The 24,106-nt window shown below is 44.7% G+C and carries 21 protein-coding genes and 2 tRNA genes; 2 read left to right on the top strand and 21 right to left on the bottom strand.

What is annotated here, in order from left to right; genetic code table 11:
• Positions 1-314 precede the first annotated feature (314 nt).
• A complete protein-coding gene (locus AACS92_RS18250) occupies positions 315-2,249 on the top strand; it encodes a beta-galactosidase (protein ID WP_099109118.1) in 1,935 nt (644 codons plus the stop codon).
• A 38-nt stretch (positions 2,250-2,287) separates the two neighbouring features.
• On the opposite strand, the gene AACS92_RS18245 is transcribed toward AACS92_RS18250, so the two are convergent.
• The 21 genes from AACS92_RS18245 to sdhC all read right to left on the bottom strand — a co-directional run bounded on the left by AACS92_RS18245 (position 2,288) and on the right by sdhC (position 22,128).
• Positions 2,288-2,363, bottom strand: a tRNA-Lys gene (locus AACS92_RS18245).
• 31 nt (positions 2,364-2,394) lie between these two features.
• Positions 2,395-2,470: transfer RNA gene (locus AACS92_RS18240), tRNA-Lys, on the bottom strand.
• A gap of 161 nt (positions 2,471-2,631) precedes the next feature.
• Complete coding sequence (cpoB, locus tag AACS92_RS18235; protein WP_099109117.1) at positions 2,632-3,396, bottom strand: cell division protein CpoB; 765 nt, start codon at positions 3,394-3,396, stop codon at positions 2,632-2,634.
• A 9-nt stretch (positions 3,397-3,405) separates the two neighbouring features.
• Positions 3,406-3,912 (bottom strand): peptidoglycan-associated lipoprotein Pal, encoded by a 507-nt coding sequence (gene pal, locus AACS92_RS18230; RefSeq protein ID WP_099109116.1) that lies wholly within the window; start codon positions 3,910-3,912, stop codon positions 3,406-3,408.
• Positions 3,913-3,955: 43 nt separating this feature from the next.
• Positions 3,956-5,263 carry a Tol-Pal system beta propeller repeat protein TolB gene (gene tolB / locus AACS92_RS18225; protein WP_099109115.1) on the bottom strand — a complete coding sequence of 436 codons (1,308 nt, stop codon included), beginning with the start codon at positions 5,261-5,263 and terminating at the stop codon, positions 3,956-3,958.
• A gap of 169 nt (positions 5,264-5,432) precedes the next feature.
• On the bottom strand, positions 5,433-6,506 hold the full coding sequence (gene tolA, locus AACS92_RS18220) for a cell envelope integrity protein TolA (protein WP_193756886.1): 1,074 nt from the start codon (positions 6,504-6,506) through the stop codon (positions 5,433-5,435).
• 36 nt (positions 6,507-6,542) lie between these two features.
• A complete protein-coding gene (tolR, locus tag AACS92_RS18215; RefSeq protein WP_086953752.1) occupies positions 6,543-6,974 on the bottom strand; it encodes a colicin uptake protein TolR in 432 nt (143 codons plus the stop codon).
• Between the two features lie 19 nt (positions 6,975-6,993).
• Entirely contained in the window at positions 6,994-7,683 is a 690-nt protein-coding gene (gene tolQ, locus AACS92_RS18210) for a Tol-Pal system protein TolQ (protein ID WP_099109113.1), read from the bottom strand.
• Positions 7,680-8,084: a tol-pal system-associated acyl-CoA thioesterase gene (gene ybgC / locus AACS92_RS18205; RefSeq protein WP_169926603.1), complete on the bottom strand. Its 405-nt coding sequence runs from the start codon at positions 8,082-8,084 to the stop codon at positions 7,680-7,682. Before ybgC ends, tolQ begins: the two co-directional genes overlap by 4 nt.
• Before the next feature lie 124 nt (positions 8,085-8,208).
• Positions 8,209-8,499 (bottom strand): cyd operon protein YbgE, encoded by a 291-nt coding sequence (ybgE, locus tag AACS92_RS18200; RefSeq protein WP_099109111.1) that lies wholly within the window; start codon positions 8,497-8,499, stop codon positions 8,209-8,211.
• Entirely contained in the window at positions 8,499-8,615 is a 117-nt protein-coding gene (cydX, locus tag AACS92_RS18195) for a cytochrome bd-I oxidase subunit CydX (RefSeq protein ID WP_099109110.1), read from the bottom strand. The genes ybgE and cydX overlap by 1 nt, the downstream gene beginning before the upstream one ends.
• A gap of 13 nt (positions 8,616-8,628) precedes the next feature.
• Positions 8,629-9,768, bottom strand: coding sequence for a cytochrome d ubiquinol oxidase subunit II (gene cydB / locus AACS92_RS18190; protein ID WP_099109109.1), 1,140 nt, complete (start codon positions 9,766-9,768; stop codon positions 8,629-8,631).
• 14 nt (positions 9,769-9,782) lie between these two features.
• Positions 9,783-11,369 (bottom strand): cytochrome ubiquinol oxidase subunit I, encoded by a 1,587-nt coding sequence (gene cydA, locus AACS92_RS18185; RefSeq protein ID WP_099109108.1) that lies wholly within the window; start codon positions 11,367-11,369, stop codon positions 9,783-9,785.
• A 640-nt stretch (positions 11,370-12,009) separates the two neighbouring features.
• Positions 12,010-12,885 carry a succinate--CoA ligase subunit alpha gene (sucD, locus tag AACS92_RS18180; RefSeq protein WP_099109107.1) on the bottom strand — a complete coding sequence of 292 codons (876 nt, stop codon included), beginning with the start codon at positions 12,883-12,885 and terminating at the stop codon, positions 12,010-12,012.
• The gene (gene sucC / locus AACS92_RS18175) at positions 12,885-14,051 is read right to left on the bottom strand and encodes an ADP-forming succinate--CoA ligase subunit beta (RefSeq protein WP_099109106.1); all 1,167 of its coding nucleotides are present in this window, start codon (positions 14,049-14,051) and stop codon (positions 12,885-12,887) included. Before sucC ends, sucD begins: the two co-directional genes overlap by 1 nt.
• A gap of 369 nt (positions 14,052-14,420) precedes the next feature.
• Positions 14,421-15,638, bottom strand: a complete 1,218-nt coding sequence (gene odhB / locus AACS92_RS18170; protein WP_099109104.1) for a 2-oxoglutarate dehydrogenase complex dihydrolipoyllysine-residue succinyltransferase — start codon at positions 15,636-15,638, stop codon at positions 14,421-14,423.
• A 15-nt stretch (positions 15,639-15,653) separates the two neighbouring features.
• Positions 15,654-18,461 (bottom strand): 2-oxoglutarate dehydrogenase E1 component, encoded by a 2,808-nt coding sequence (sucA, locus tag AACS92_RS18165; RefSeq protein ID WP_099109103.1) that lies wholly within the window; start codon positions 18,459-18,461, stop codon positions 15,654-15,656.
• A gap of 415 nt (positions 18,462-18,876) precedes the next feature.
• Positions 18,877-19,593, bottom strand: a complete 717-nt coding sequence (locus AACS92_RS18160; protein WP_099109102.1) for a succinate dehydrogenase iron-sulfur subunit — start codon at positions 19,591-19,593, stop codon at positions 18,877-18,879.
• Between the two features lie 37 nt (positions 19,594-19,630).
• Positions 19,631-21,397, bottom strand: a complete 1,767-nt coding sequence (sdhA, locus tag AACS92_RS18155) for a succinate dehydrogenase flavoprotein subunit (RefSeq protein WP_099109101.1) — start codon at positions 21,395-21,397, stop codon at positions 19,631-19,633.
• On the bottom strand, positions 21,398-21,745 hold the full coding sequence (gene sdhD, locus AACS92_RS18150) for a succinate dehydrogenase membrane anchor subunit (protein ID WP_099109100.1): 348 nt from the start codon (positions 21,743-21,745) through the stop codon (positions 21,398-21,400).
• On the bottom strand, positions 21,739-22,128 hold the full coding sequence (gene sdhC, locus AACS92_RS18145; protein WP_099109188.1) for a succinate dehydrogenase cytochrome b556 subunit: 390 nt from the start codon (positions 22,126-22,128) through the stop codon (positions 21,739-21,741). Before sdhC ends, sdhD begins: the two co-directional genes overlap by 7 nt.
• 646 nt (positions 22,129-22,774) lie before the next feature.
• Here sdhC and AACS92_RS18140 point away from each other — a divergent pair.
• A complete protein-coding gene (locus AACS92_RS18140; RefSeq protein WP_099109099.1) occupies positions 22,775-24,058 on the top strand; it encodes a citrate synthase in 1,284 nt (427 codons plus the stop codon).
• Positions 24,059-24,106: the final 48 nt, after the last annotated feature.

Here is a 24,106-nt window from a genome sequence, read left to right as displayed (position 1 = left end):
TGAGCATTAATTCATGCTTAACACATTGAATAATTTAGCTATATCATGATTAGGTGATTCATCAGAAATACGATTATTCCATAAGTTAAAACATATTACTGATATTTTTAAATATATTATTATTTTCAAATAATCATTTAAATAACATCTAGTTATGATAGTTGATATTATTTTACTTTCACAGAAATCACCTTAAAAAATAAATCCCGTTCAAATATCACACTTATAAATATAAAAATATTACTTCTGTATTTTTCAGATTGCTGTTATGACATCCATTCTTTATATTTCATACACATCAATAGGAAAGAATAATGGACAGACAAAATCCAACAGACGATACTAATCCCACATTTATTCCCGGTAATAAATATGTACTCTCTTGGGATAGTGCAGGTAATTGGATGATAAATGGTAAATCTTTCCAATTTTTCGGCGGAGAAATTCATCCTTCACGGGTTCCATCTCAATATTGGGATCACCGGATCAAAATGATCAAAGCTCTCGGGTGTAATACGATATCACTCTATCTAATGTGGAATTTTCATGAACTACCTGATGGAGCTTTTGATTTCTCATCGTCAGACAAAAATATCGCACACTTCATCGATCTATGTGCAACTAACAATATGTGGGTATTGTTACGTCCCGGACCATATTCTTGCGCAGAATGGGATTTTGGTGGATTACCACCACGTATGTTAGCCGATCCTCAGTTCCATGACTCTTCAGATAAGTTACAAATACGCGGCAATTTCCCAAATTACATGTCAGCCGTACTAAAATGGAATACAGCCCTTTATGAACGGGTCATTAAAGGACGGACGCTGACCTCAGGTGGCCCAATCATGCTGATAGCGCTAGAAAATGAATATACCTCTTGGGGTCCGGACGATCCCGCTCACCCAACTGCGCTGGCAGCACAATGGGTAAGTTTAGGCTATACAGAGAAGTTTTGTGTTTGTGAAGGCTGGGCGAACGCGTTTAAAAATAATCACATTCCACTACCGACCAATACGGCGTACGGGCTGACAGCTGAAGGAAATAGTGTTTCACATCACAATGAAGCTAAACAATACTATCAGGTCGCAAGTTTTGGTGCAGAATGCTATCCCGGTTGGATATGTCATTGGACCGAGGAAAAACAAACAATTTACATCGATACTTTTGCAGATATAGTCGCAAGGCTGGCAAAAGCAGGTTGTTCATTTGTCATTTACGTTGGGCACGGCGGTACTAACTTTGGCTTTACGGCTGGCAGTAATGGAAAGTCAACTTCATCAGTCCCAGTGATAACCTCTTATGACTATGGCGCACCAGTATCAGAAAATGGCCGACAAAATGCAAATTTCCAAGTTATTAAAACTGCTTATGCTAAAAATGCTTCATATATAGTACCTTCTAATCCAATTCCTGCGTCTATCCCCAGTATTACTGACGGCGAAATCTCGCCAATATCGAACAGCCAATTCGTTTTCAGTGATTTTCTATCTAATGTCATTCCGACCATTCCAAACCCCATACCACAGACCATTGAGTGGATCGCGTTGACTCTTAACAGCCAACAACCAGCCAGTACTGGTATTTATCCGGCTGGCATCGCTGTTTATCAAACAGAGCTACCTAAGTCAGGTTATGATCTCTCTGTGGAATTCAATCGGCCACCTGATTTTGCATTGGCCTTCCTCAACGGGGTTCGTGTTACAAGCGATGTATTAACAACGGTGAAAGGGGGAAAAATATCTCCTGTAACTTCATTCAAACTTGATGATGTGCCGCCAAATTCTATATTACAGATCGTCTGTATGTCATTCGGACGAGCAAATTATGGTGGTGATGAAATGAGAACGGATGGACGTGGTCTTTCTGGCAACGTAATTCTGAATGGTGATGTGCTGACAAACTGGAAAATGACTCTTTATCCGCTATTGGCATCACAACTGGCGAAACTGCCTTTCGGTATCAATAAACCCTCGAGCCCTCGTCCATTCTTTGCTAAAGCAATTCTTACTATCGATATTCCTAAAGACATGTATATTGATATGTCCTCATGGGGTACTGGCTACGTTTTAGTGAACGGACACAATCTCGGCCGTTATTGGACGTTGGCAGGCCCTCAGGCCCGGCTATATTGCCCCGGAGTGTGGTTAAACAGCGGCAGTAATACGATTATCATTTTTGAATTTACTCAGGCTACTGCCGGTACGCTTAGCTTCTTTAGTTCGAGTAATTTGCCATATAACCATTAGAATATAAGCTTATTACTATCAGAGATGATAGGTTTAGATGGTGGGTCGTGCAGGATTCGAACCTGCGACCAATTGATTAAAAGTCAACTGCTCTACCGACTGAGCTAACGACCCATCTGAGGTATGTCTGAATTGAAGATTTAAATGGTGGGTCGTGCAGGATTCGAACCTGCGACCAATTGATTAAAAGTCAACTGCTCTACCGACTGAGCTAACGACCCATTTACATCTTGTTTAGCAACACTATTGCTTGCCAACGGCGGCATATATTACTGATTTCTCAGCGCGGCGCAACATTTATTTTATTAAAACCCGTTCAAGCGACTACTAATCACCCAATTATCCCCAAAAAGACCGATATATAACCTTTTGGGGATAATTATTACATTCCAGCAATCTTTTTGGCAGCCATTTTTGCCGCGTTGGTACCGGGATATTGCTTAACTACCTGCTGATAAACTGCCTTGGCTTTATCCTTTTGCCCTTTTTCCTGCATGATCAAACCAACTTTATACAAGGAATCGCTGCTTTTTGATGACTTAGGATAATTTTTCACCACTGTCGCAAAATAATAAGCCGCATCATCTTTCTTGCCTTTGTTGTAATTCAACTGACCTAACCAATAGTTAGCATTCGAAAGGTATTTAGACTTAGGATACGCTTTAACAAAGTTCTGAAAAGCGACGATTGCCTTATCATATTCTTTGGTATTAATAGCCAAAGCGACGGCAGCATCATAATCTCCCTTCTCACTACCTGTACTCGTGGCAGTGGCCGGTTGATTATCTGCGCTTTTCTCTGCTGACGGAGTAGCATTATCAGTTTCAGAACCTGAAGGATTGGTGATTTTATCCAGTTGCTGATAAATGTCCTTCTGGCGCTCAATAACCTGATTTAATTGGTACTGATTTTCCTGAATCTGACCACGTAGCGTATCAATATCACGTTGGGAATCAGCAAGCTGCTGCTGAAGTTGAGTTAATAACTGACTGTGAGCGTCAGAAATACGCTCTAACTGGGAAAGGCGCTCATCGGTGGAGCCTGAGCCGACATTACTGATTGGCGCTCGGGCGGTAGCGGCCCAAGGAGCCGCTACGCCAACCAATAACGACAGACCCAATACAAAACGTCTGAAGTTACTGTTCATGCATTACTCTTAGTATACGATTACAGCGCGACGGTTTTTAGCGTATGCTGCTTCGTCATGACCCAGTACTGCTGGTTTTTCTTTACCGTAAGAAACAACAGCGAGCTGGTCAGCTGAAACGCCTTTGCCTTGCAGGTACATTTTAACTGCATTTGCACGACGCTCACCCAGAGCGATATTGTACTCAGGAGTACCACGCTCATCCGCATGACCTTCGATAGTCACTTTAACAGATGGATTGCTACGCAGGAATGCAGCGTGTGCATCCAGCATCTGAGCAAATTCATTGTTGATGTCGTATTTATCGAAACCGAAGTATACGATGTTGTGGTTTTGCAGTTCCTGCATTTGCTGACGTGCTAATTCTTCAGCAGACAGACCTGCTTTAGAAGAATTATCAACAGTGCTTACGCCTGACTGATCACTGTTACCATTTTTATTGGTATTACTACACGCTGCTACGGCCATGATTGGTAAAGCTAACATCAGCCCTTTTAGCACTTTGTTCAATTGCATCTCTTTGATCCTTTTATAGTTTGCCATACATACTTGTTATGCATCACAGATACGGCGACCAGGCAGGAGCTTTCACCTGTCCATCAGTAGCCGGAAGACGCGCTTTGAAACGTCCGTCAGTCGAAACTAGCTGCAATACAGTCCCCAACCCTTGGGTGGAGCTATAAATAACCATAGTGCCGTTAGGTGCGATACTCGGCGTTTCATCTAGAAACGTATCTGTCAAAACCTGAACAGATCCCGTTGCCAGATCCTGTTTGGCGATGTGCTGACTGCCACTCGCTGTGCTGACCATAACGATAAACGTACCGTCAGGACTCACATCAGCGTCCTGGTTCTGTGAACCTTCCCAAGTCAGTCGTTGTGGAGCACCGCCATTAATATCAATTTTATATAACTGTGGGCGACCGCCCTGGTCCGAAGTATAGACCAGCGTCTTATTATCCGGCATCCAGCTTGGCTCAGTATTGTTACTGCGGCCGTCCGTGATCTGATTAATTTGCCCTGAGGCCAAATCCATCACATATAAATTCAGGCTGCCCGTTTTAGATAATGCAAAAGCGAGCTTGGTGCCATCTGGGGAAAATGCCGGTGCACCGTTGTGACGAGGAAACGATGCAATCTGACGCACAGCCCCTGTTGCCAGAGTCTGGATCACCAGAGAAGAATGCCCGCCTTCAAATGTCACATAAGCCAGTTGAGAACTATCTGGTGACCATGCCGGTGACATTAAGGGTGCTGGTGAACGATGCACGACATTTTCGTTATAGCCGTCATAATCAGCGACACGCAATTCATACGGGTACTTATCTGTGGCTGTTTTCTTAACGACATAAGCTATACGAGTCGCAAATGCTCCCTTGATGCCAGTCAATTTTTCAAATACTTCATTACTGACTGTATGTGCAGCATAGCGCAGCCATTTTTTATCAACTTGAAATTGATTCTGAGCCAAGACCGAACCGGGCGTACCAACGACATCAACCAATTGATAGGAAACTAAATATTTACCATCAGCAGCAGGCTGAACCTGCCCGACAACCACTGAATCTATCCCAAGGGCAGACCATGCGGCAGGTGTAACTTCCGATGCCGTGGTAGGTTGTTGTGGCATACGATCCGAAGTGATGGGATTAAACTTCCCACTGTTTCTCAAATCAGCTGCAACAATAGAACCAATTGCTTCAGGTGGAGTATCCGCCCCAGTCCATTTGAATGGTACAACGCCAATAGGACGGGCTGAATCAACACCCTCTGTAATTTCAATGCGAACTTCCGCACGGGCAACTGTTGCCCACAGCAGCAGAAAACCCAATAATGCCTTAAACGTCAGTTTAAAAGTTTGCTTCATCATCTCTCCCTTATCGCGATCACCATGCCCGCAATAATCCGCCGGATTCTAACAAACGCCAACAAACAAAACCAGATACCTAAATAAAATCTGATGATTTTGTTTACATAGATAAATTATCCGCAGTTTTACCTAATAAATTATCCATTATTACCAAATATTTATCTTACTACGGCTTAAAGTCTAGTGAGAAACTCTTGAAATGTTCATAAACCTCTTTACTTGGTGGGCGGGGCATTTTTGTTTGGTTAGCCGCTGCAATTGCCGCTTGGCACAGAGCAGGATCGCCTCCATTAGCATGAATGCTAATTAACATACCATCCGGTGCCAGTTTTATCGTCAAATCACAGGTGCGCCCTAAGTACAAACTCGGATCAAGAAACTTACCCTGAATTGCCGCACGGATTTGTCCTTTATAATTATTGATATCTGATTCAGAAGCGCCACTCTTTTTACCTCCGCCCTTACCTGCTGCGGATGCCCCTCCCTGTTTAGGTGTGTCGGAAGTTAGCCCACCTAACAGATCATCGACTGTCTGAGCCTGTTTGGCGTCTTCTGCCTTGGCTTTCGCTTTTGCTTTGGCCTCTGCTTTGGCTTTAGCGGCTGCTTCCGCTTTAGCTTTTTCTTCAGCTGCCGCTTTAGCCTTCGCTTCGGCTTCTGCTTTAGCTTTTGCCTCAGCCTCTACTTTTGCCTTCGCTTCCGCTTCGGCTTTACGTTTCGCCGCTTCTTCAGCTTCTTTTCTGGCCTGAGCCTCTGCTTTTTGTCGAGCCTCTTCCTGTTCTTTCAGAATTCTTTCCTGCTCTGCTTTCGCTTTGGCTGCTGCTTCTTCTGCAATTTTCTGCTCTTGGCGAGCTTTAGCGGCGGCAGCATCAGCCTGTTTTTTCTGCTCTTGCGCAACCTGCTGTGCCTTTATCCGCTCTTCTTCCGCAGCTTTCAGGCGCTCTTGCTCTTCCGCCTGCTTAGCTCGCAATTCAGCAGCCTGTTGTTCGGCTTTTTTCTTCCGCTGCTGCTCAGCCAGCTTTGCATTAGCCTGTTGCTGTTGCTGCTGGTTATATTGTTGAACTACGGCATTTGGATCGACCATAACCGCATCAATAACTGTACCACCGACTCCACCACCGCCCATCTCAGTTTTTTGTTCTAAAGAACCCCAAATCAGAAACCCGAACAGGATAATGTGCAAAATAACTGAAATAATAATGGCGCGATTTAGCCTGCTGTTTTGCTTGTTTGTCTTTCCCACGCTCGACATCCAGAAACTTTAAGTGTAAGCCGCCATTCAGGCGCCAATAGGTTGAGTCATTAAACCCACTGATTTCACTCCCGCCTGACGAAGCATATTCAGAGCCTTGATGACTTCATCATAAGGAACTTCTTTTGAACCCCCAATCAAGAAAATTGTTTTAGGGTTAGCTTTTATCAGAGTTTGAGCTTCAGCAATAATTTGTTGCTCTGGTAATAATTCCAGACGCTCCTGATTAACAACCATGTTGTACCGCCCTACCCCAGAGACCTCTACTATAACGGGAGGATTATCAGTGCTGGAAACCGTTTTCGAATCCACTGAGTCAGGTAGATCAACCTCTACGCTTTGCGTAATAATGGGTGCGGTTGCCATAAAAATCAGCAGTAAAACCAGTAACACGTCCAGCAAGGGAACGATATTGATTTCGGATTTTAGCTCACGTCTGCGACTACGAGTGCGCGCCATTCGCTTTTCCCCTTACTTTTTACGACTTGTTAGTATTAGAAACAAAAGCCTGACGGTGTAATATCGCCAGAAATTCTTCCATAAAATTGTCGTAAGTTTGTTCCAGTTTATTGACACGCTGATTCAGACGGTTATAAGCCATAACGGCAGGAATGGCTGCAAACAGACCGATTGCTGTTGCAATCAGAGCTTCTGCGATACCGGGTGCAACCATCTGTAACGTTGCCTGTTTCACTGATCCCAACGCAATGAAAGCGTGCATAATACCCCAAACTGTCCCGAACAGGCCGATATAAGGGCTGATAGAACCGACGGTACCCAGGAATGGAATATGATTTTCCAGTGTTTCCAATTCACGGTTCATGGAGATACGCATAGCACGGGAAGCCCCGGTCAGAATAGCTTCAGGCGCATGGCTGTTTGCCTGATGTAAACGAGAAAATTCTTTAAAGCCAGAATAGAAAATTTGTTCAGTGCCGCTTAATGAATCACGATGTGACTGACTCTCTTTATAAAGGCGGGACAATTCAATCCCAGACCAGAATTTATCTTCAAATGCTTCCACTTCCCGAGTGGCGGAATTCAGAATTCTTGTTCTTTGAATAATAATCGCCCAAGAGACGACAGAAAAACCAATCAGAATTAACATGATCAGCTGTACTAAAAAGCCTGCCTTCAGGAATAAATCTAGGATGTTCATGTCAGTCACTGCTTAAACTCCGCGACAATAGACTTTGGAAGCGCAATAGGCTTCATTTGAGATGAATTTACGCAGACAACCAGACATTCTGCGTTACTGATAACTACATCATTACAATCAATTATCCGTTGAGTAAATGTCAGCGAAGCACCGCGGATATTCGTCACTTCGCACTCCACAACCAGCTTATCATCTAATCTGGCTGGCTTCCGGTAGTCAACGGTCATACGACTGACAACAAAACCAATTTGTTCATCCAACATATACTTCTGGTGGAAGCCCTTATCACGCAACATTTCTGTGCGGGCTCTTTCATAAAAAGCCAGATATTGAGCGTGATAGACCACACCACTAGCATCTGTGTCTTCGTAATAAACACGGATAGGCCAACGGAACAACATATTACTCACACATAATCCTAATCAGACTAATTGACGCTGCCACTATACTTAAGACAATAGCGCTTTGGAATGACTTGTTATTAAACTAGTCAAAAAAATTTATGGGCCAGTGTCCTGTAAAATTACAAATAGTTTACTTAAAGAAATGATATAAGCCAAAAATAAGGATTAAAAGTGCGGGTAATGGATGAAAAAAGAGACGCCAGACAAAATGTTTAGGATTAAATCCAACGCCGAAAATAACCCCGGAACAAATTGCCCAAATCAGTAAAATACCCTGCCATATCATCAACGAACTGGTGTTCGATGCAAATCGGGTCGGATCCCACAAAATACAGAAAGCAAGCCCTAAAGCCATAATGAGGATAAGGGCCCTCAACAGGCCCTTATTCATTATTAGCTGATAAAGTCTATCAACCAACATTATTTTTTGTCACTCTCAGTTACTTTTTTTGACTCACTGTGCTCAAGAGCTAAAGCCGCAATAATGGCAAAACTACAAGCTAAGAGCGTTCCGAGAATCCAGGCAAAATACCACATGTGCTATGCTCCTTTAGTACAGTGAATGTTTGTTGTTTTCAATGTAACCCTTATCCAGACGCCCGGAGGTTTTGTAGTAACACCAGATGGTGTATGACAAAACAATCGGAACAAAGATAAGCGCAACAACGAACATAATTTGTAGTGTCCACTGACTGGATGTTGCATCCCACATGGTCAGACTGACATTTGGATCAAGGCTTGATGGCATCACAAACGGGAACATGGATATCCCTGCGGTCAGAATAATGCAGGCAACCGTCAATGATGAGAACAGGAAAGCCCAGGCACCTTTATCCAGTTTAGTGGCTAGCATAGTCAACAGAGGGAAAACCACACCCAGTGCAGGTATCGCCCACAATATCGGCTGGTTATTAAAGTTGATCAGCCATGCACCTGCCTGTTGAACCACTTCTTTATGTAATGGATTAGATACGCCGTTTACATCCAGACCGCCAGTCACAACATAACCATCGATACCGTAAATCAGCCACACACCCGCCAGTAAGAAAGCCACCGCTGTGATTAACGCACAAACCTGTGTCGCAGTACGGGAACGAAGGTGCAATTCACCTGTAGTACGCATTTGCAGGTAAGTGGCTCCCTGCGTAATGATCATCATCAAACTGACAACACCGGCGAGAAGACCATAAGGATTCAGTAGCCCGAAGAAAGATCCTTCATAAGATACGCGTAAATAAGAATCTACCGCCAGTGGCACCCCCTGTAACAGGTTGCCGAATGCCACACCAATCACCAACGGTGGCACGAAACTGCCGACAACAATCCCCCAATCCCACATATTACGCCATTTTCTGTCTTCCAGTTTTGAACGATAGTCAAAACCGACCGGACGGAAGAACAGAGCCGCCAGTACCAGAATCATCGCGACGTAGAAACCGGAGAAAGCAGCAGCATATACCATTGGCCAGGCAGCAAATAATGCTCCCCCAGCGGTGATTAACCACACCTGGTTGCCATCCCAGTGAGGGGCTACAGAGTTAATCATGATACGGCGTTCAGTGTCATTTTTGCCAATAACCCGCAACAGGACACCAACACCCATGTCAAAACCATCGGTTACTGCAAACCCGATTAGCAACACACCAATCAGCAGCCACCATATAAATCGTAATACTTCATAATCAAGCATAAGTGGACTCCCGCTTACTCAATACTGTTCACTGAAGAATTCTTCGTTGAAGAAACGGCTTTTTGTTCAAAATGATAGCGCCCTGTTTTGAGGCTACTCGGGCCAAGACGGGCAAATTTGAACATCAGGAACATTTCAGCAATCAAGAACAAGGTATACAGACCACAAATCAGTGCCATTGAGAAAATCAGATCCCCGACACTGCGTGTCGAAGCGGCAACCGCGGTTGGTAATACTTCACCAATTGCCCACGGCTGACGGCCATACTCTGCAACAAACCAGCCTGCTTCAACAGCAATCCACGGCAGTGGAATACTGAACAGTGCTGCACGCAACAACCATTTCTGCTGACCGATACGGTTACGGATAACACTGAAGAATGCCAGGCCAATAACCAACAGCATGATAAAGCCACAGGCAACCATGATACGGAATGCAAAATAGAGTGGAGCTACACGTGGAATAGAGTCTTTCGCAGCTGCTTTGATCTGTTCTTCTGTCGCGTTTGTTACCTCTGGAGTGTAACGTTTGACCAGCATACCGTAGCCAAGATCTTTCTTACTTTCGTTGAATGCGCTACGTACTGCCGGATCAGTATTGCCTGCACGCAATTCTTCGAGTAACTCATAGGCTTTAAGTCCGTTACGGATACGTTGCTCATGCTGACTCATCAAGTCACGCAGACCAATCACAGGAGTATCAGTTGAGCGGGTCGCTATAAGACCTAAGACGTAAGGAATATGGATGGAGTATTTATTTTCCATCTTATCCTGATCAGGAATACCTATCAGTGTGAATGCAGCCGGAGGTGCCTGTGTTTCCCATTCTGCTTCAATCGCAGCCAGTTTGGTTTTTTGCACGTCCCCCATTTCGTATCCGGATTCATCACCCAGTACAATGACAGACAATACTGCCGCAATACCAAAACTTGATGCAATTGCAAAAGAACGCTTAGCAAACGAAATATCGCGCCCTTTAAGCAGATAGTAGGAGCTTATTCCCAAGACGAAAACCGCGCCTGTCACATAACCAGCAGCAACAGTATGAACGAATTTCACCTGAGCAACAGGGTTCAGCACAAGCTCGCTAAAGCTCACCATTTCCATACGCATGGTTTCAAAATTGAAATCAGATGCAATCGGGTTTTGCATCCAGCCATTCGCAATCAGAATCCATAAAGCAGAGAAGTTAGAACCTAATGCAACCAGCCATGTTACCGCCAGATGCTGTTTCTTGCTGAGGCGATCCCAACCGAAAAAGAATAAACCAACAAATGTGGATTCAAGGAAGAAAGCCATCAGGCCTTCAATGGCTAATGGTGCACCAAAAATATCACCAACATAATGTGAGAAATATGACCAGTTTGTTCCGAACTGGAACTCCATAGTCAAACCTGTTGCAACACCCAGAGCAAAGTTAATACCAAATAACTTACCCCAGAATTTCGTCATATCTTTATAGATTTGCTTGCCAGACAGGACATATACCGTTTCCATTATCGCAAGCAAAAACGCCATGCCGAGCGTCAATGGTACGAATAGGAAATGGTACATAGCAGTTAAGGCAAACTGTAATCGTGACAGTTCGACAATATCAAACATCTTGACTCCTTGCTCCTAGCAGGAAGACACCGACTTGCGGCAACCCGACTTCATTAAATGAAAGTCTCGTAACTACCAGCAATAAATGCCTCAAACACAACAACAAATTATTAAGTAAATCAAATCCAGTATAAATCTCAATAATATTACGCCTATATTCACACACAATAAATAGCTTTTACGTGACTCAGACTAGAATTCTGAATACAGACCAATAGTGCCGTTCATTTATGAGGTAATATCTCTTTATTCTAGATCAATTAAATCAATTTAAGCGAACGGAATTTATAGTAATAAATTGATTTTAGTCATTTTTTTCATTTTCTTGTTAAGTATTTCAGCTATTATTTCATTACAGTTGATTTAGTGTTAATTATTTGTTGCCAATAATGCCTGTTAATATATTTTTTGCTGTGGAAAACATTATAAAATTAACTTTTCATTTTCATTATTAGAAAAATATATTTTTTTAGCATTTATAATTAAATTAATCGATTAAATAGGACTTTCTAAAAACAAGTTAAATTTAATTTAAAAATATTACTCTGTATAAAAAGACTAACTTACTGTTTATATTATAAATAAAAATAAAAAGGCTGCTTAAAAGCAGCCTTTTTCTATAAAAATAGCTTATTTTGGACTATTTTCCTGCCAATAAACCTTTTACTGCATCTCCGATGTCAGCAAGGCTACGAACAGTCGTCACGCCAGCGGCTTCCAACGCTGCGAATTTCTCATCCGCAGTGCCTTTACCACCCGCGATAATCGCACCAGCATGCCCCATGCGCTTACCTTTAGGTGCTGTCACACCAGCGATGTAAGCAACGACAGGTTTCGTTACATGCTCTTTGATGTACGCAGCAGCTTCTTCTTCTGCTGTTCCACCAATCTCGCCGATCATGACGATAGCTTCAGTTTGTGGATCCTGCTGGAACAGTTTCAGGATATCGATGAAGTTTGAACCTGGAATTGGGTCACCACCGATACCAACACAGGTGGATTGACCTAATCCTGCATCAGTTGTCTGTTTCACCGCTTCATATGTCAAAGTACCTGAACGGGATACAATACCCACTTTACCTGCTTTATGAATATGACCAGGCATAATGCCGATCTTACATTCACCCGGAGTAATCACACCCGGGCAGTTAGGGCCGATCATGCGAACACCGGCTTCATCCAGTTTTACCTTAACAGTCAGCATATCCAGAGTCGGAATACCTTCAGTAATGGTAATAATCAGTTTAATGCCAGCTTCAATAGCTTCCAGAATGGAGTCTTTACAAAATGGTGCCGGTACATAAATAACAGAGGCTGTTGCACCTGTTGCTTCAACCGCTTCACGAACGGTATTAAACACAGGCAGGCCAAGGTGTTCAGTGCCACCTTTACCCGGTGTGACACCACCAACCATCTGAGTACCGTAAGCAATCGCCTGTTCTGAGTGGAAAGTACCCTGACTACCAGTAAAACCCTGACAAATCACTTTGGTGTTTTTATCGATTAAAATAGACATTATTTATTCCCCGCTGCTGCGACTGCCTGTTTAGCTGCGTCTGTCAAACTGGTTGCTGCTATAATGTTCAAGCCGCTATCAGCCAGTTTTTTCGCACCCAGTTCAGCATTGTTTCCTTCCAGACGAACAACTACCGGTACATGAACACCAACTTCTTCCACAGCACCAATAATACCGTCGGCAATCAGGTCACAACGGACGATCCCACCAAAGATATTTACCAAGACAGCTTTTACATTTTCATCTGACAGGATGATTTTAAATGCCTCAGTAACACGCTCTTTTGTTGCGCCACCACCAACATCAAGGAAGTTAGCAGGTGCACCACCGTGCAGTTTGACAATGTCCATCGTTCCCATTGCCAGACCAGCACCATTTACCATACAACCAATGTTGCCATCCAATGCAACATAATTCAGTTCCCATTGTGCAGCCTGAGCTTCACGAGGATCTTCCTGTGAAGGATCGTGCATTTCACGCAGTTCGGCCTGACGGAACATCGCGTTACCATCTGCACCCAACTTTCCATCCAAACAGATAAGATCACCTTCAGTTGTAATAACCAACGGGTTAATTTCAACCAGAGCCAGATCACGCTCAAGGAAAAGGTTTGCCAATCCCATGAAAATCTTGGTGAATTGACCGACTTGTTTACCAGTCAAACCTAACTTGAACGCCAGTTCACGGCCTTGATAGGGCATAGGGCCAGCCAGTGGGTCGATGATTGCTTTATGAATCAGTTCGGGCGTTTCTTCCGCCACTTTTTCTATTTCGACGCCACCTTCGGTAGAGGCCATGAACACTACACGACGTGTACCACGGTCAACAACAGCCCCGAGATACAGCTCCTTAGCAATATCAGTCGCTCCTTCTACCAGAATCTGGTGAACAGGTTGACCCTGTGCGTCAGTCTGATAGGTTACGAGCCGTTTACCCAGCCATTGTTCAGCAAAAGCACGAATATCTTCCTTGCTATTGACGACTTTCACACCACCAGCCTTACCGCGACCGCCTGCATGAACCTGACATTTAACGACCCAAGGACCTGAACCAATCTTGGATGCTGCTTCTTCTGCTTCGCGCGGCGTTGTGCAGGCATAACCAGCTGGTGCTGGTAAACCATACCGTGCAAAAAGTTGTTTTGCCTGATACTCGTGTAAATTCATGATGTTCTATCCATAATTTAATCTAAGAAAGGTAATTAACCTTCTATACCTGTGTATTACAAGCTACAGCCTTATTTACTGCATTTCGAAATTCACAGGGTATATTTTGTTGCTCGGATATGGCCAGCCCGAAAGCTGGCCGCATGGTTTGTTACATCAACACTTTTTACATCAACATCGTTTATACACTTCATCTCCCAAGTTGCCTCTTTGTTAGCTGCATTCGCTCACCCCAGTCACCGTTTTTATAAACATACGGTTATCTATACTCCTGAGGATTTACTCTCTTGCCGCCGCGACGCATCTTGAAATCCATTATGTATACTTCAGACTGGGCGGAATTTAACACCCTCCGCCCTGATGGTGATGCTATACATCCAGCAACAAACGTGTTGGATCTTCCAGCATTTCCTTGATGGTCACCAGGAAGCCTACAGACTCACGTCCGTCAATCAGACGATGGTCATAAGACAGTGCCAGATACATCATCGGAAGGATCTCAACCTGACCATTGACTGCCATTGGGCGATCTTTGATAGCATGCATGCCCAGAATCGCACTTTGTGGTGGGTTAATGATCGGAGTGGACATCAGAGAGCCGAAAACACCGCCATTAGTAATGGTGAAGTTACCACCGGTGAGTTCATCAACAGTCAATTTACCGTCACGGCCTTTAATAGCCAGCTCTTTGATGGTTTTTTCGAGATCAGCCATGCTCAGGGCATCTGCATCACGTAATACTGGAGTTACCAGACCACGTGGAGTCGATACCGCAATGCTGATATCAAAATAGTTATGGTAAACCACGTCAGTGCCATCAATTGAAGCATTAACTTCTGGATAACGTTTCAGTGCTTCAACAACAGCTTTCACATAGAAGGACATGAAGCCCAGACGAACACCATGACGTTTTTCAAACGCATCGCCGTATTGCTTACGCAGTTCCTGAATTGGTTTCATGTTGACTTCATTGAAAGTCGTCAACATTGCCGTATTGTTCTTCGCTTCAAGCAGACGCTCTGCAACACGCTTACGTAAACGTGTCATTGGTACGCGTTTTTCACTGCGGTGAGGCAGTTCAGACTGCTGAGCGGCTGGTGCAGATGCAGCAGGTTTAGAGCTCTCTTTTTTGTTCGCAGCGATATGTTTTTCTACATCTTCACGCACAATACGACCACCTACACCACTGCCTTTAATCGCAGCCGGATCTAAATCGTGCTCTGCAATCAGACGACGAACTGCCGGGCTAAGAGCATCGTTACTCTCATCTTCCAAAGAGGCAGTCTGGCGCTGTGCCGGAGTTGCCTCAGTGGTTTCTTTCACCGCAGCAGGCATGCCAGCACTGTTACTCAGGCTAATACGGCCAAGCAATTGCTTAGACAATACAGTGGCGCCTTCTTCTTCCAAAATAGCTTCCAGAACACCTGCTTCACTTGCTGGTACTTCTAAAATCACTTTGTCAGTTTCAATTTCAACCAGGATGTCATCACGCTCGACAGCATCACCCGGTTTTTTGTGCCATGTTGCAACAGTCGCATCCGCAACAGATTCAGGAAGGTCTGGAACCAGAATTTCTACGCTACTCATTTTCTATCCTTAAATTTATTCAACGTTCAGTGCGTCATTAACCAGAGCTTGCTGTTGCGTCTGGTGAACGGACGTATAGCCCACAGCCGGGGAAGCAGAAGCCGGACGCCCTGCATAACGTAAAGAAGCCCCAAATGGGATCGCTTCACGGAAATTATGTTGACTACAATACCAAGCCCCTTGGTTCAGGGGTTCTTCCTGACACCAAACGAAATCATGAACATGAGCATACTGCTCAAACAGATTCTGCAAATCTTGACGAGGGAATGGATATAGCTGCTCAATACGAACAATAGCAACATCACTCTGTTCATTCTTACGACGCTGTTCCAGCAGATCGTAATAGACTTTACCGGAGCAAAGTACAACGCGTTTCACACCTTTCGGATCTAAAGCGTCAACTTCGCCAATCACTGTCTCAAACTTACCGTCAGCCAGTTCATCCAGACTGGATACTGCCAATGGATGGCGCAGCAGTGACTTAGGTGACATAACGATCAGAGGACGACGCATACCACGCAGAGCCTGACGGCGCAGCATATGATAAACCTGAGCCGGAGTTGATGGCACACAGACCTGCATGTTCTGTTCTGCACATAATTGCAGATAACGTTCCAGACGTGCAGATGAGTGCTCTGGGCCTTGCCCTTCATATCCATGTGGAAGCAACATAACCAGACCACACATACGGCCCCATTTCTGCTCGCCAGAGCTGATGAACTGGTCAATAACTACCTGTGCTACGTTAGCAAAATCACCAAACTGAGCTTCCCAGATGGTCAGCGTGCGTGGCTCTGTTGTTGCATAACCGTATTCAAACGCCAATACTGCTTCTTCAGACAGCACGGAATCCCATACGTTGAATTCACCCTGACCATTGTGAACATTTGCCAGAGGCACATAAACAGAGGCATCAGTCTGATTATGGATAACCGCATGACGGTGGAAGAATGTACCACGACCAGCATCTTCACCGGACAGACGTACCGGAACACCTTCATCAACCAGAGTTGCATACGCCAGTGTTTCTGCCGCGCCCCAGTCAAATAATTTGTTTCCATTAGCCATTTCTGCACGGTCAGCGTAGATTTTTGCAACGCGGGAATGCATTGCGACTTCAGCCGGAATGGAGCTGATACGTTTGCCAAGATCTTGCAAGCGCTTCATATCCACCTGATGTGGATACTCTGCATCCCATTCATGATTCAGGTAAGGTTCCCATGTGAAGGAATGCAGGCCCATTGGACGCCACTCATCCACGACACAATCACCGTGATCTAATGCGTCACGATATAAGTTGGCCATTTCAGTGACATCATTAGGTGAAAGCAGATTTTCTGCGATAAGTTTATCTGCGTAGATCTTGCGTGGTGTTGGGTGTTTCTTGATTTTCTGATACATCAAAGGCTGAGTTGCGCTTGGCTCATCAGCTTCGTTATGCCCGTGACGACGGTAACAAACCAAATCAATCATCACGTCACGTTTAAACGTATTACGGAAATCCAGAGCAAGACGGGTGACGAAAGTAACGGCTTCCGGATCATCTGCATTAACATGGAAGATAGGTGCCTGAACCATCTTCGCAATATCAGTACAATATTCGGTTGAACGGGTATCTTTAGGATTAGAAGTTGTGAAACCAATCTGGTTGTTAACCACAATTCGAATTGTGCCACCAACTTCATAGCCGCGCGCCTGAGACATGTTCAGTGTTTCCTGAACAATCCCCTGCCCTGTTACTGCTGAGTCACCATGAATGGTCACTGGCAGAACCATGTTACTGCGGCCTTCATCAAGGCGGTCACGGCGAGCACGGACAGAACCAATAACAACAGGGCTGACAATTTCAAGGTGAGATGGGTTAAATGCCAGCGCCAGATGCACTGGTCCACCATCAGTTTCGAAATCAGAAGAAAAACCCTGATGGTATTTCACGTCACCCGTGCCAAGATGCTCTTTATGCTTACCAGCAAATTCGTCAAACAGATCCGCTGGTTTTTTACCGAATAAGTTGACCAGAACGTTGAGGCGCCCACGGTGAGCCATTCCCAGTACAACTTCACGAGTATCTTGTTTACCTGCGTGACGGATAAGTTCTTTTAGCATTGGAATCAGCGCATCACCGCCTTCAAGGGAGAAACGTTTCGCCCCCGGGAACTTAGCACCTAAATAGCGTTCCAAACCTTCTGCTGCCGTCAACTCTGCCAGAAAACGACGTTTTTCTTCCGTACTGAACTGTGACCCCACTGCCACAGATTCCAGACGCTGTTGGAGCCAGCGCTTTTCCTCTGTATTGGTGATATGCATATATTCCGCACCAATAGAACCACAATAAATGCGCTTCAGGGCGTCATATAAATCAGCCAGTTTCATCGTCTCTTTGCCGATAGCAAATGAGCCTACGTTAAATGTTTCTTCAAAATCTGCTTTGGTTAAATTATGGAAAGCAGGATCGAGATCTGGTACAGGTTCCTGTTTCCATAATCCCAATGGATCAAGGTTCGCATTTTGATGACCGCGGAAGCGGAATGCGTTGATTAGCTGCAAAACCTTAACTTGTTTTGCATCCATTGCTGGATCGCTGACTGAAGTGTGGTAACGAGTGGCATCCTTTGCCAGACGACGGAAGTAATCACGTGTCTGTGAGTGAAGTTGTTCCCCGTGAAGTCCCGCATCCGGTAATTGTTGGAATATTTCTCTCCAACCTGCATCAACAGAATTAGGATCGGTTATATAGTCTTCATAGATTTGCTCTATGTAAGACTGGTTTGCACCAGCCAGAAAGCTTGAATCCAGCCAGTCCTTCATTGCACCGTTCTGCATTGTGATCCCTTAAGCTTTAAAAGCTTTAGTTTTCGCCGTGGTTAACAAATTCCGCTTTATTAAGCGGTGTTGATAAAAGGTTCATTTGGACGTGCTTAATGCATGTTCTTTATTTGGGTTATCCTACCCTTCAAGGAACCTTTAAAAACTGAAGTCAGTTTTTAAAGGTTCCTTATTTTACTGAAACATGCGCCGTCATTAGCAGCAGGCAATTTATCATCTTTCATTCTTTATGCCCTCCACCAGATTGATATTTATTTCAAAAATGTGGAGGGCAACCTTATATGCATTATTTGCACACAATTTATGTGTTATTTATGCACTATATCTTTTGTCTTTCAAGCCGCTTCTTTGTTAACCGCGATGCAGCCTGAAATCCATTAGATATATATATCGACCTATCAGTAATATTTAATTAAGCACTGTGTCTTAACAACATAGACTTAATATGACCAATCGCTTTTGTTGGATTCAGACCCTTAGGACATACATTGACGCAGTTCATAATTCCATGACAACGGAACACACTGAATGCATCATTCAGACCATCAAGTCGGGATGAAGTTTCAGTATCCCGGCTATCAATCAGGAAACGATATGCCGCTAACAGACCCGCTGGCCCAATAAATTTATCCGGATTCCACCAGAATGACGGACAAGACGTCGAACAGCAGGCACACAAGATACATTCATAAAGGCCATCCAGTTTTTCACGCTGCTCTGGTGATTGCAGGTGTTCACGCGCAGGAGGGTTTTTACCGTCATTAATTAAATAAGGACGGATTTTCTCATATTGCGCATAAAATTGGCCCATATCAACGACCAAATCACGGACAACCGGCAAACCCGGCAGAGGACGGATAACAATCTTTTTGTTTCCACGGCGCAAGGCTGAAATGGATGTAATACAGGCCAGCCCATTTTTACCGTTCATATTCAAACCGTCGGAACCACATACTCCTTCACGGCATGAACGGCGGAATGACAAGGTTGGATCCTGCTCCTTCAACTGGATAAGGGCATCCAGCAGCATCATGTCACGCCCTTCTTCCGCTTCCAGCGTGTAATCCTGCATACGGGGTGCGTTGTCTACATCCGGATTATAACGATAAATTGAGAATTCAAGTTTCATAATCTATTTCTCCGCAACTGGAACATCGGCAACGCAATTAGTAAGAACGCACTTTCGGCGGGAAGGCTTCACGCAGTTTTGGCTGCATGTTAACTTCACGACGGGTCATGCTCTCAGTCTGCGGTAAATACAAGCTATGGCACAGCCAATTTGCATCGTCACGCTCTGGATAATCGAAACGGCTGTGTGCCCCACGACTTTCTGTACGATAGTTCGCAGCAACAGCAGTCGAATAAGCTGTTTCCATCAGGTTATCCAGCTCCAGACATTCGATACGCTGAGTATTGAATTCTGATGATGTATCATCCAGACGAGCATTATGCAGACGTTCACGGATGACTTTCAGTTCGTCCAGCCCTCTCGCCATTGCATCCCCTTCACGGAATACAGAGAAGTTGTGCTGCATACAGGCTTGTAATGCTTTACGAATTTCAACCGGATCTTCGCCTGAACGGGTATTATTCCAACGGTTCAGACGTTGCAGTGCTACATCAACATCAGACTCACTGGCATCACGGCTGGTTCCCTGCTCCATCAGGCACTCTTTCAGATGCAGACCAGCAGAACGACCAAAGACCACCAAATCAAGCAAGGAGTTACCCCCCAGACGGTTTGCACCATGCACGGATACACAGGCAATTTCACCCACGGCAAACAGACCCGGAATGACAACATCTTCGCCTTTCTCATTAATAGTCAGTGCCTGACCGGTAATCTTGGTTGGAATACCACCCATCATATAGTGACAGGTTGGGATCACCGGAATCGGTTCTTTTACAGGATCTACATGAGCAAAGGTACGGGATAGCTCAAGGATACCCGGCAGGCGGGATTCCAGAACATCTTTACCCAGATGATCCAGTTTCAGTTTCACGTGAGGTCCCCATGGGCCTTCACAACCACGACCTTCACGAATTTCGATCATCATAGATCGGGCAACGACATCACGGCCAGCCAGATCTTTAGCATTTGGTGCGTAACGCTCCATAAAGCGCTCGCCATCTTTGTTCAGCAGATAACCACCTTCACCACGGCAGCCTTCTGTGACCAATACACCCGCGCCTGCAATACCTGTCGGGTGGAATTGCCACATTTCCATATCCTGCACCGGAACACCGGCACGCAGAGCCATACCAACACCATCACCTGTATTGATATGTGCATTTGTTGTGGATTGGAAAATACGACCAGCACCACCTGTCGCCAGAATAGTTGCCTTAGCTTTGAAATAGACAACTTCACCTGTCTCGATACAGATAGCTGTACAGCCAACAATGGCACCGTCCTGATTTTTGACTAAATCCAGAGAATACCACTCAGAGAAAATAGTCGTGTGGTTCTTCAGGTTCTGTTGGTACAGGGTGTGAAGTAATGCGTGACCGGTACGGTCAGCCGCAGCCGCAGTACGGGCAGCCTGTTCACCACCAAAATTCTTGGATTGACCGCCAAATGGACGCTGATAAATACTGCCATTATCCAGACGAGAGAATGGTAGCCCCATGTGTTCCAATTCGAGAATGGCTTCAGGACCGGTTTTACACATGTATTCTATGGCATCCTGGTCACCGATATAATCGGAACCTTTTACCGTGTCATACATATGCCATTCCCAGTTGTCTTCATGAGTGTTACCCAGAGCAACTGTAATACCACCCTGAGCAGAAACTGTATGGGATCGGGTAGGGAAAACTTTAGAAATCAGGGCGCAGGACAGGCCCATTTGTGAAATTTGCAGTGCAGCACGCATACCTGCGCCACCAGCACCAATAACAACAGCGTCAAACTCTCTTACCGGCAGTTTCATTTATACACCCCACACCACAATTGTTCCGTAAATCAAATAAGCCAACAGCGCAACAATAATGACCAGTTGCAATACCAGACGCAGTGCCAGTGGCTTTACATAATCCGTCAGCACCTGCCACATCCCAATCCATGCGTGGACTAAAATGGAAAGCAGAGCCAATACGGTGAACACTTTTGTGAGAGAGAAGGAGAAAAAACCGCTCCAGACTTCATAGGTGATGTCTGACGTTGTTGCTACAAAACCAACTAGATAAAGAACATATAAAACAATAACGATTGCAGATGCACGTAACAACAGCCAGTCCTGAATACCCGTGCGCCCCAATGCGGATGCGTTGCTTACCATACTAATACCCCGGCCAGAATAGACAGAATAACTGCGATCACGATTGCCACTTTAGCAGAAGCTTTACCAGCGGCGAGACTCTCTTCCAAGAGACCAAAGTCCATCAAAACATGGCGGATCCCACCACAAATGTGGTAACCCAGCGCCGTCAATATCCCCCACAGGATAAATTTGGCGAAAAAGCCAGTCATGATTTCAGATGCATGCTGGAAGCCCTCTTGCGAAGACAGTGACATACCCAACAACCACAGCAGAATGCCGACTGCTATAAAGGTGATGACGCCTGAGATACGGTGCAAGATCGAAGCTATCGCGGAGACGGGTTGATTTATCGTCCGCAGATCGAGGTTGACAGGTCTTTGTTTTTTCACAATTTTGCCCACACAGCTTTTTTTATTTTCCATCCTCCGGCCCTGGGTGGGAATCAGACAGCGTTAAGAGGACACAAAGACACAACATAATTAAATTAACAATCCTTACTGTTTTCAACAAACGTTGTGATTTGATTACGCTGGGTGCTCCTACATCAGGTAATCCGGAGACCTTGACGCAGTATAAGTACTTCACATTGTTATTACAATTCCCACACAATATGATTATTAACATTTAGCTTGAACAGTGAGTAAGATCACGCTTCAAACATTTATCATAAAAACCATTATCTTGTTTGACAAAGATTAAACATTTATCTTACATATATGACGGTGCATAATATTTGCCGTCATTTTCCGATGAAAAAGTAAACTTCACGAAAAATGTGGGCTTTGTAAAAGTATCGTTACGACACAAAATGGTAACATTTTATGTTAGAAATACTTTAGATTGATATCCGGAAACTTTTTAACAACCTGAACACTATTGTCGTCCGTAAAATGAGATTTCAGCATTAAATCGATACCCGACAGAAACAAAGGGTATATACAGCCTGATTTTTAATTCTCTCCGGTAGCACAATGCCGTCGGCGCAGTAAGGATTACGCCTATTTAGGTTGTTAGGGGTTATAAGAAATAAGCGCTAAGGAGATGTAAATGGCTGATAAAAAGGCTACGTTGACCATAAATGGTTCAGCTGCTATCGAACTAGACGTACTAACGCCAACCCTAGGCTCTGAAGTAATTGACGTTCGTACCCTCGGCTCAAAAGGCTTCTATACCTACGATCCCGGTTTCACTTCCACTGCATCCTGCGAGTCGAAAATCACCTATATTGATGGCAATGAAGGCATTTTGTTGCACCGTGGTTTTCCCATCGATCAGCTTGCAATGAAATCAACCTATCTGGAAGTTTGTTATATTCTGCTTAATGGCGAACCACCAACTCCTGAGGAGTATGAAAAATTCAAAACAACGGTGACTCGTCATACTATGATTCACGAACAGATTACCCGCCTGTTCCATGGTTTCCGTCGTGATTCTCACCCTATGGCTATACTCTGTGGTGTTACAGGTGCTCTCGCTGCCTTCTACCATGATGCGCTGGATGTTAATAATCCCCGCCACCGAGAAATCACCGCATACCGTCTCATGTCTAAAATGCCAACTGTAGCGGCAATGTGTTACAAATATTCCGTTGGTCAGCCTTTTGTTTATCCGCGTAATGATCTCTCTTACGCCGGTAATTTCCTGTACATGATGTTCTCAACTCCCTGTGAGGAATATAAGGTCAATCCGGTACTGGAACGGGCAATGGATCGCATTTTTATTCTTCATGCAGACCACGAGCAGAATGCTTCAACTTCGACAGTACGTACAGCAGGTTCTTCTGGTGCTAACCCATTTGCCTGTATTGCTGCGGGGATTGCATCATTATGGGGGCCAGCACACGGCGGAGCAAATGAAGCTTGCCTGCGCATGCTGGAAGAGATTCAGACCGTTGATCACATTCCTGAGTTTATTGCCCGGGCCAAAGATAAAAATGACGCTTTCCGCCTGATGGGCTTTGGTCATCGCGTCTATAAAAACTATGATCCACGCGCAACCGTAATGCGTGAAACCTGCCATGAAGTACTGGATGAACTGGGTCTGAATGATAGCCTGCTGGAAGTTGCCATGGAGCTGGAACGCATTGCCCTGAATGACCCGTACTTCATTGAGAAGAAACTGTACCCGAATGTCGATTTCTACTCAGGTATTATTTTGAAAGCGATGGGAATTCCGTCATCCATGTTTACAGTGATCTTCGCTATTGCCCGCACAATCGGCTGGATTGCACACTGGAATGAAATGCATGATGAAGGTATGAGGATTGCTCGTCCTCGCCAACTGTATACGGGTCATGCAGAGCGGGATTTTAACAGTCAGTTAAAAAAATAATCTGACGAGTTCGCTGGCACACTTCACACTGAAGTGTGCATTTTGCTG

It is taken from the genome of Xenorhabdus sp. KJ12.1, assembly GCF_963876495.1.
Classification (GTDB): Bacteria; Pseudomonadota; Gammaproteobacteria; order Enterobacterales; family Enterobacteriaceae; genus Xenorhabdus; species Xenorhabdus stockiae.
The sequence above is the reverse complement of the archived record's forward strand: the minus strand, read 5'-3'. Positions and strand labels throughout refer to the sequence as shown.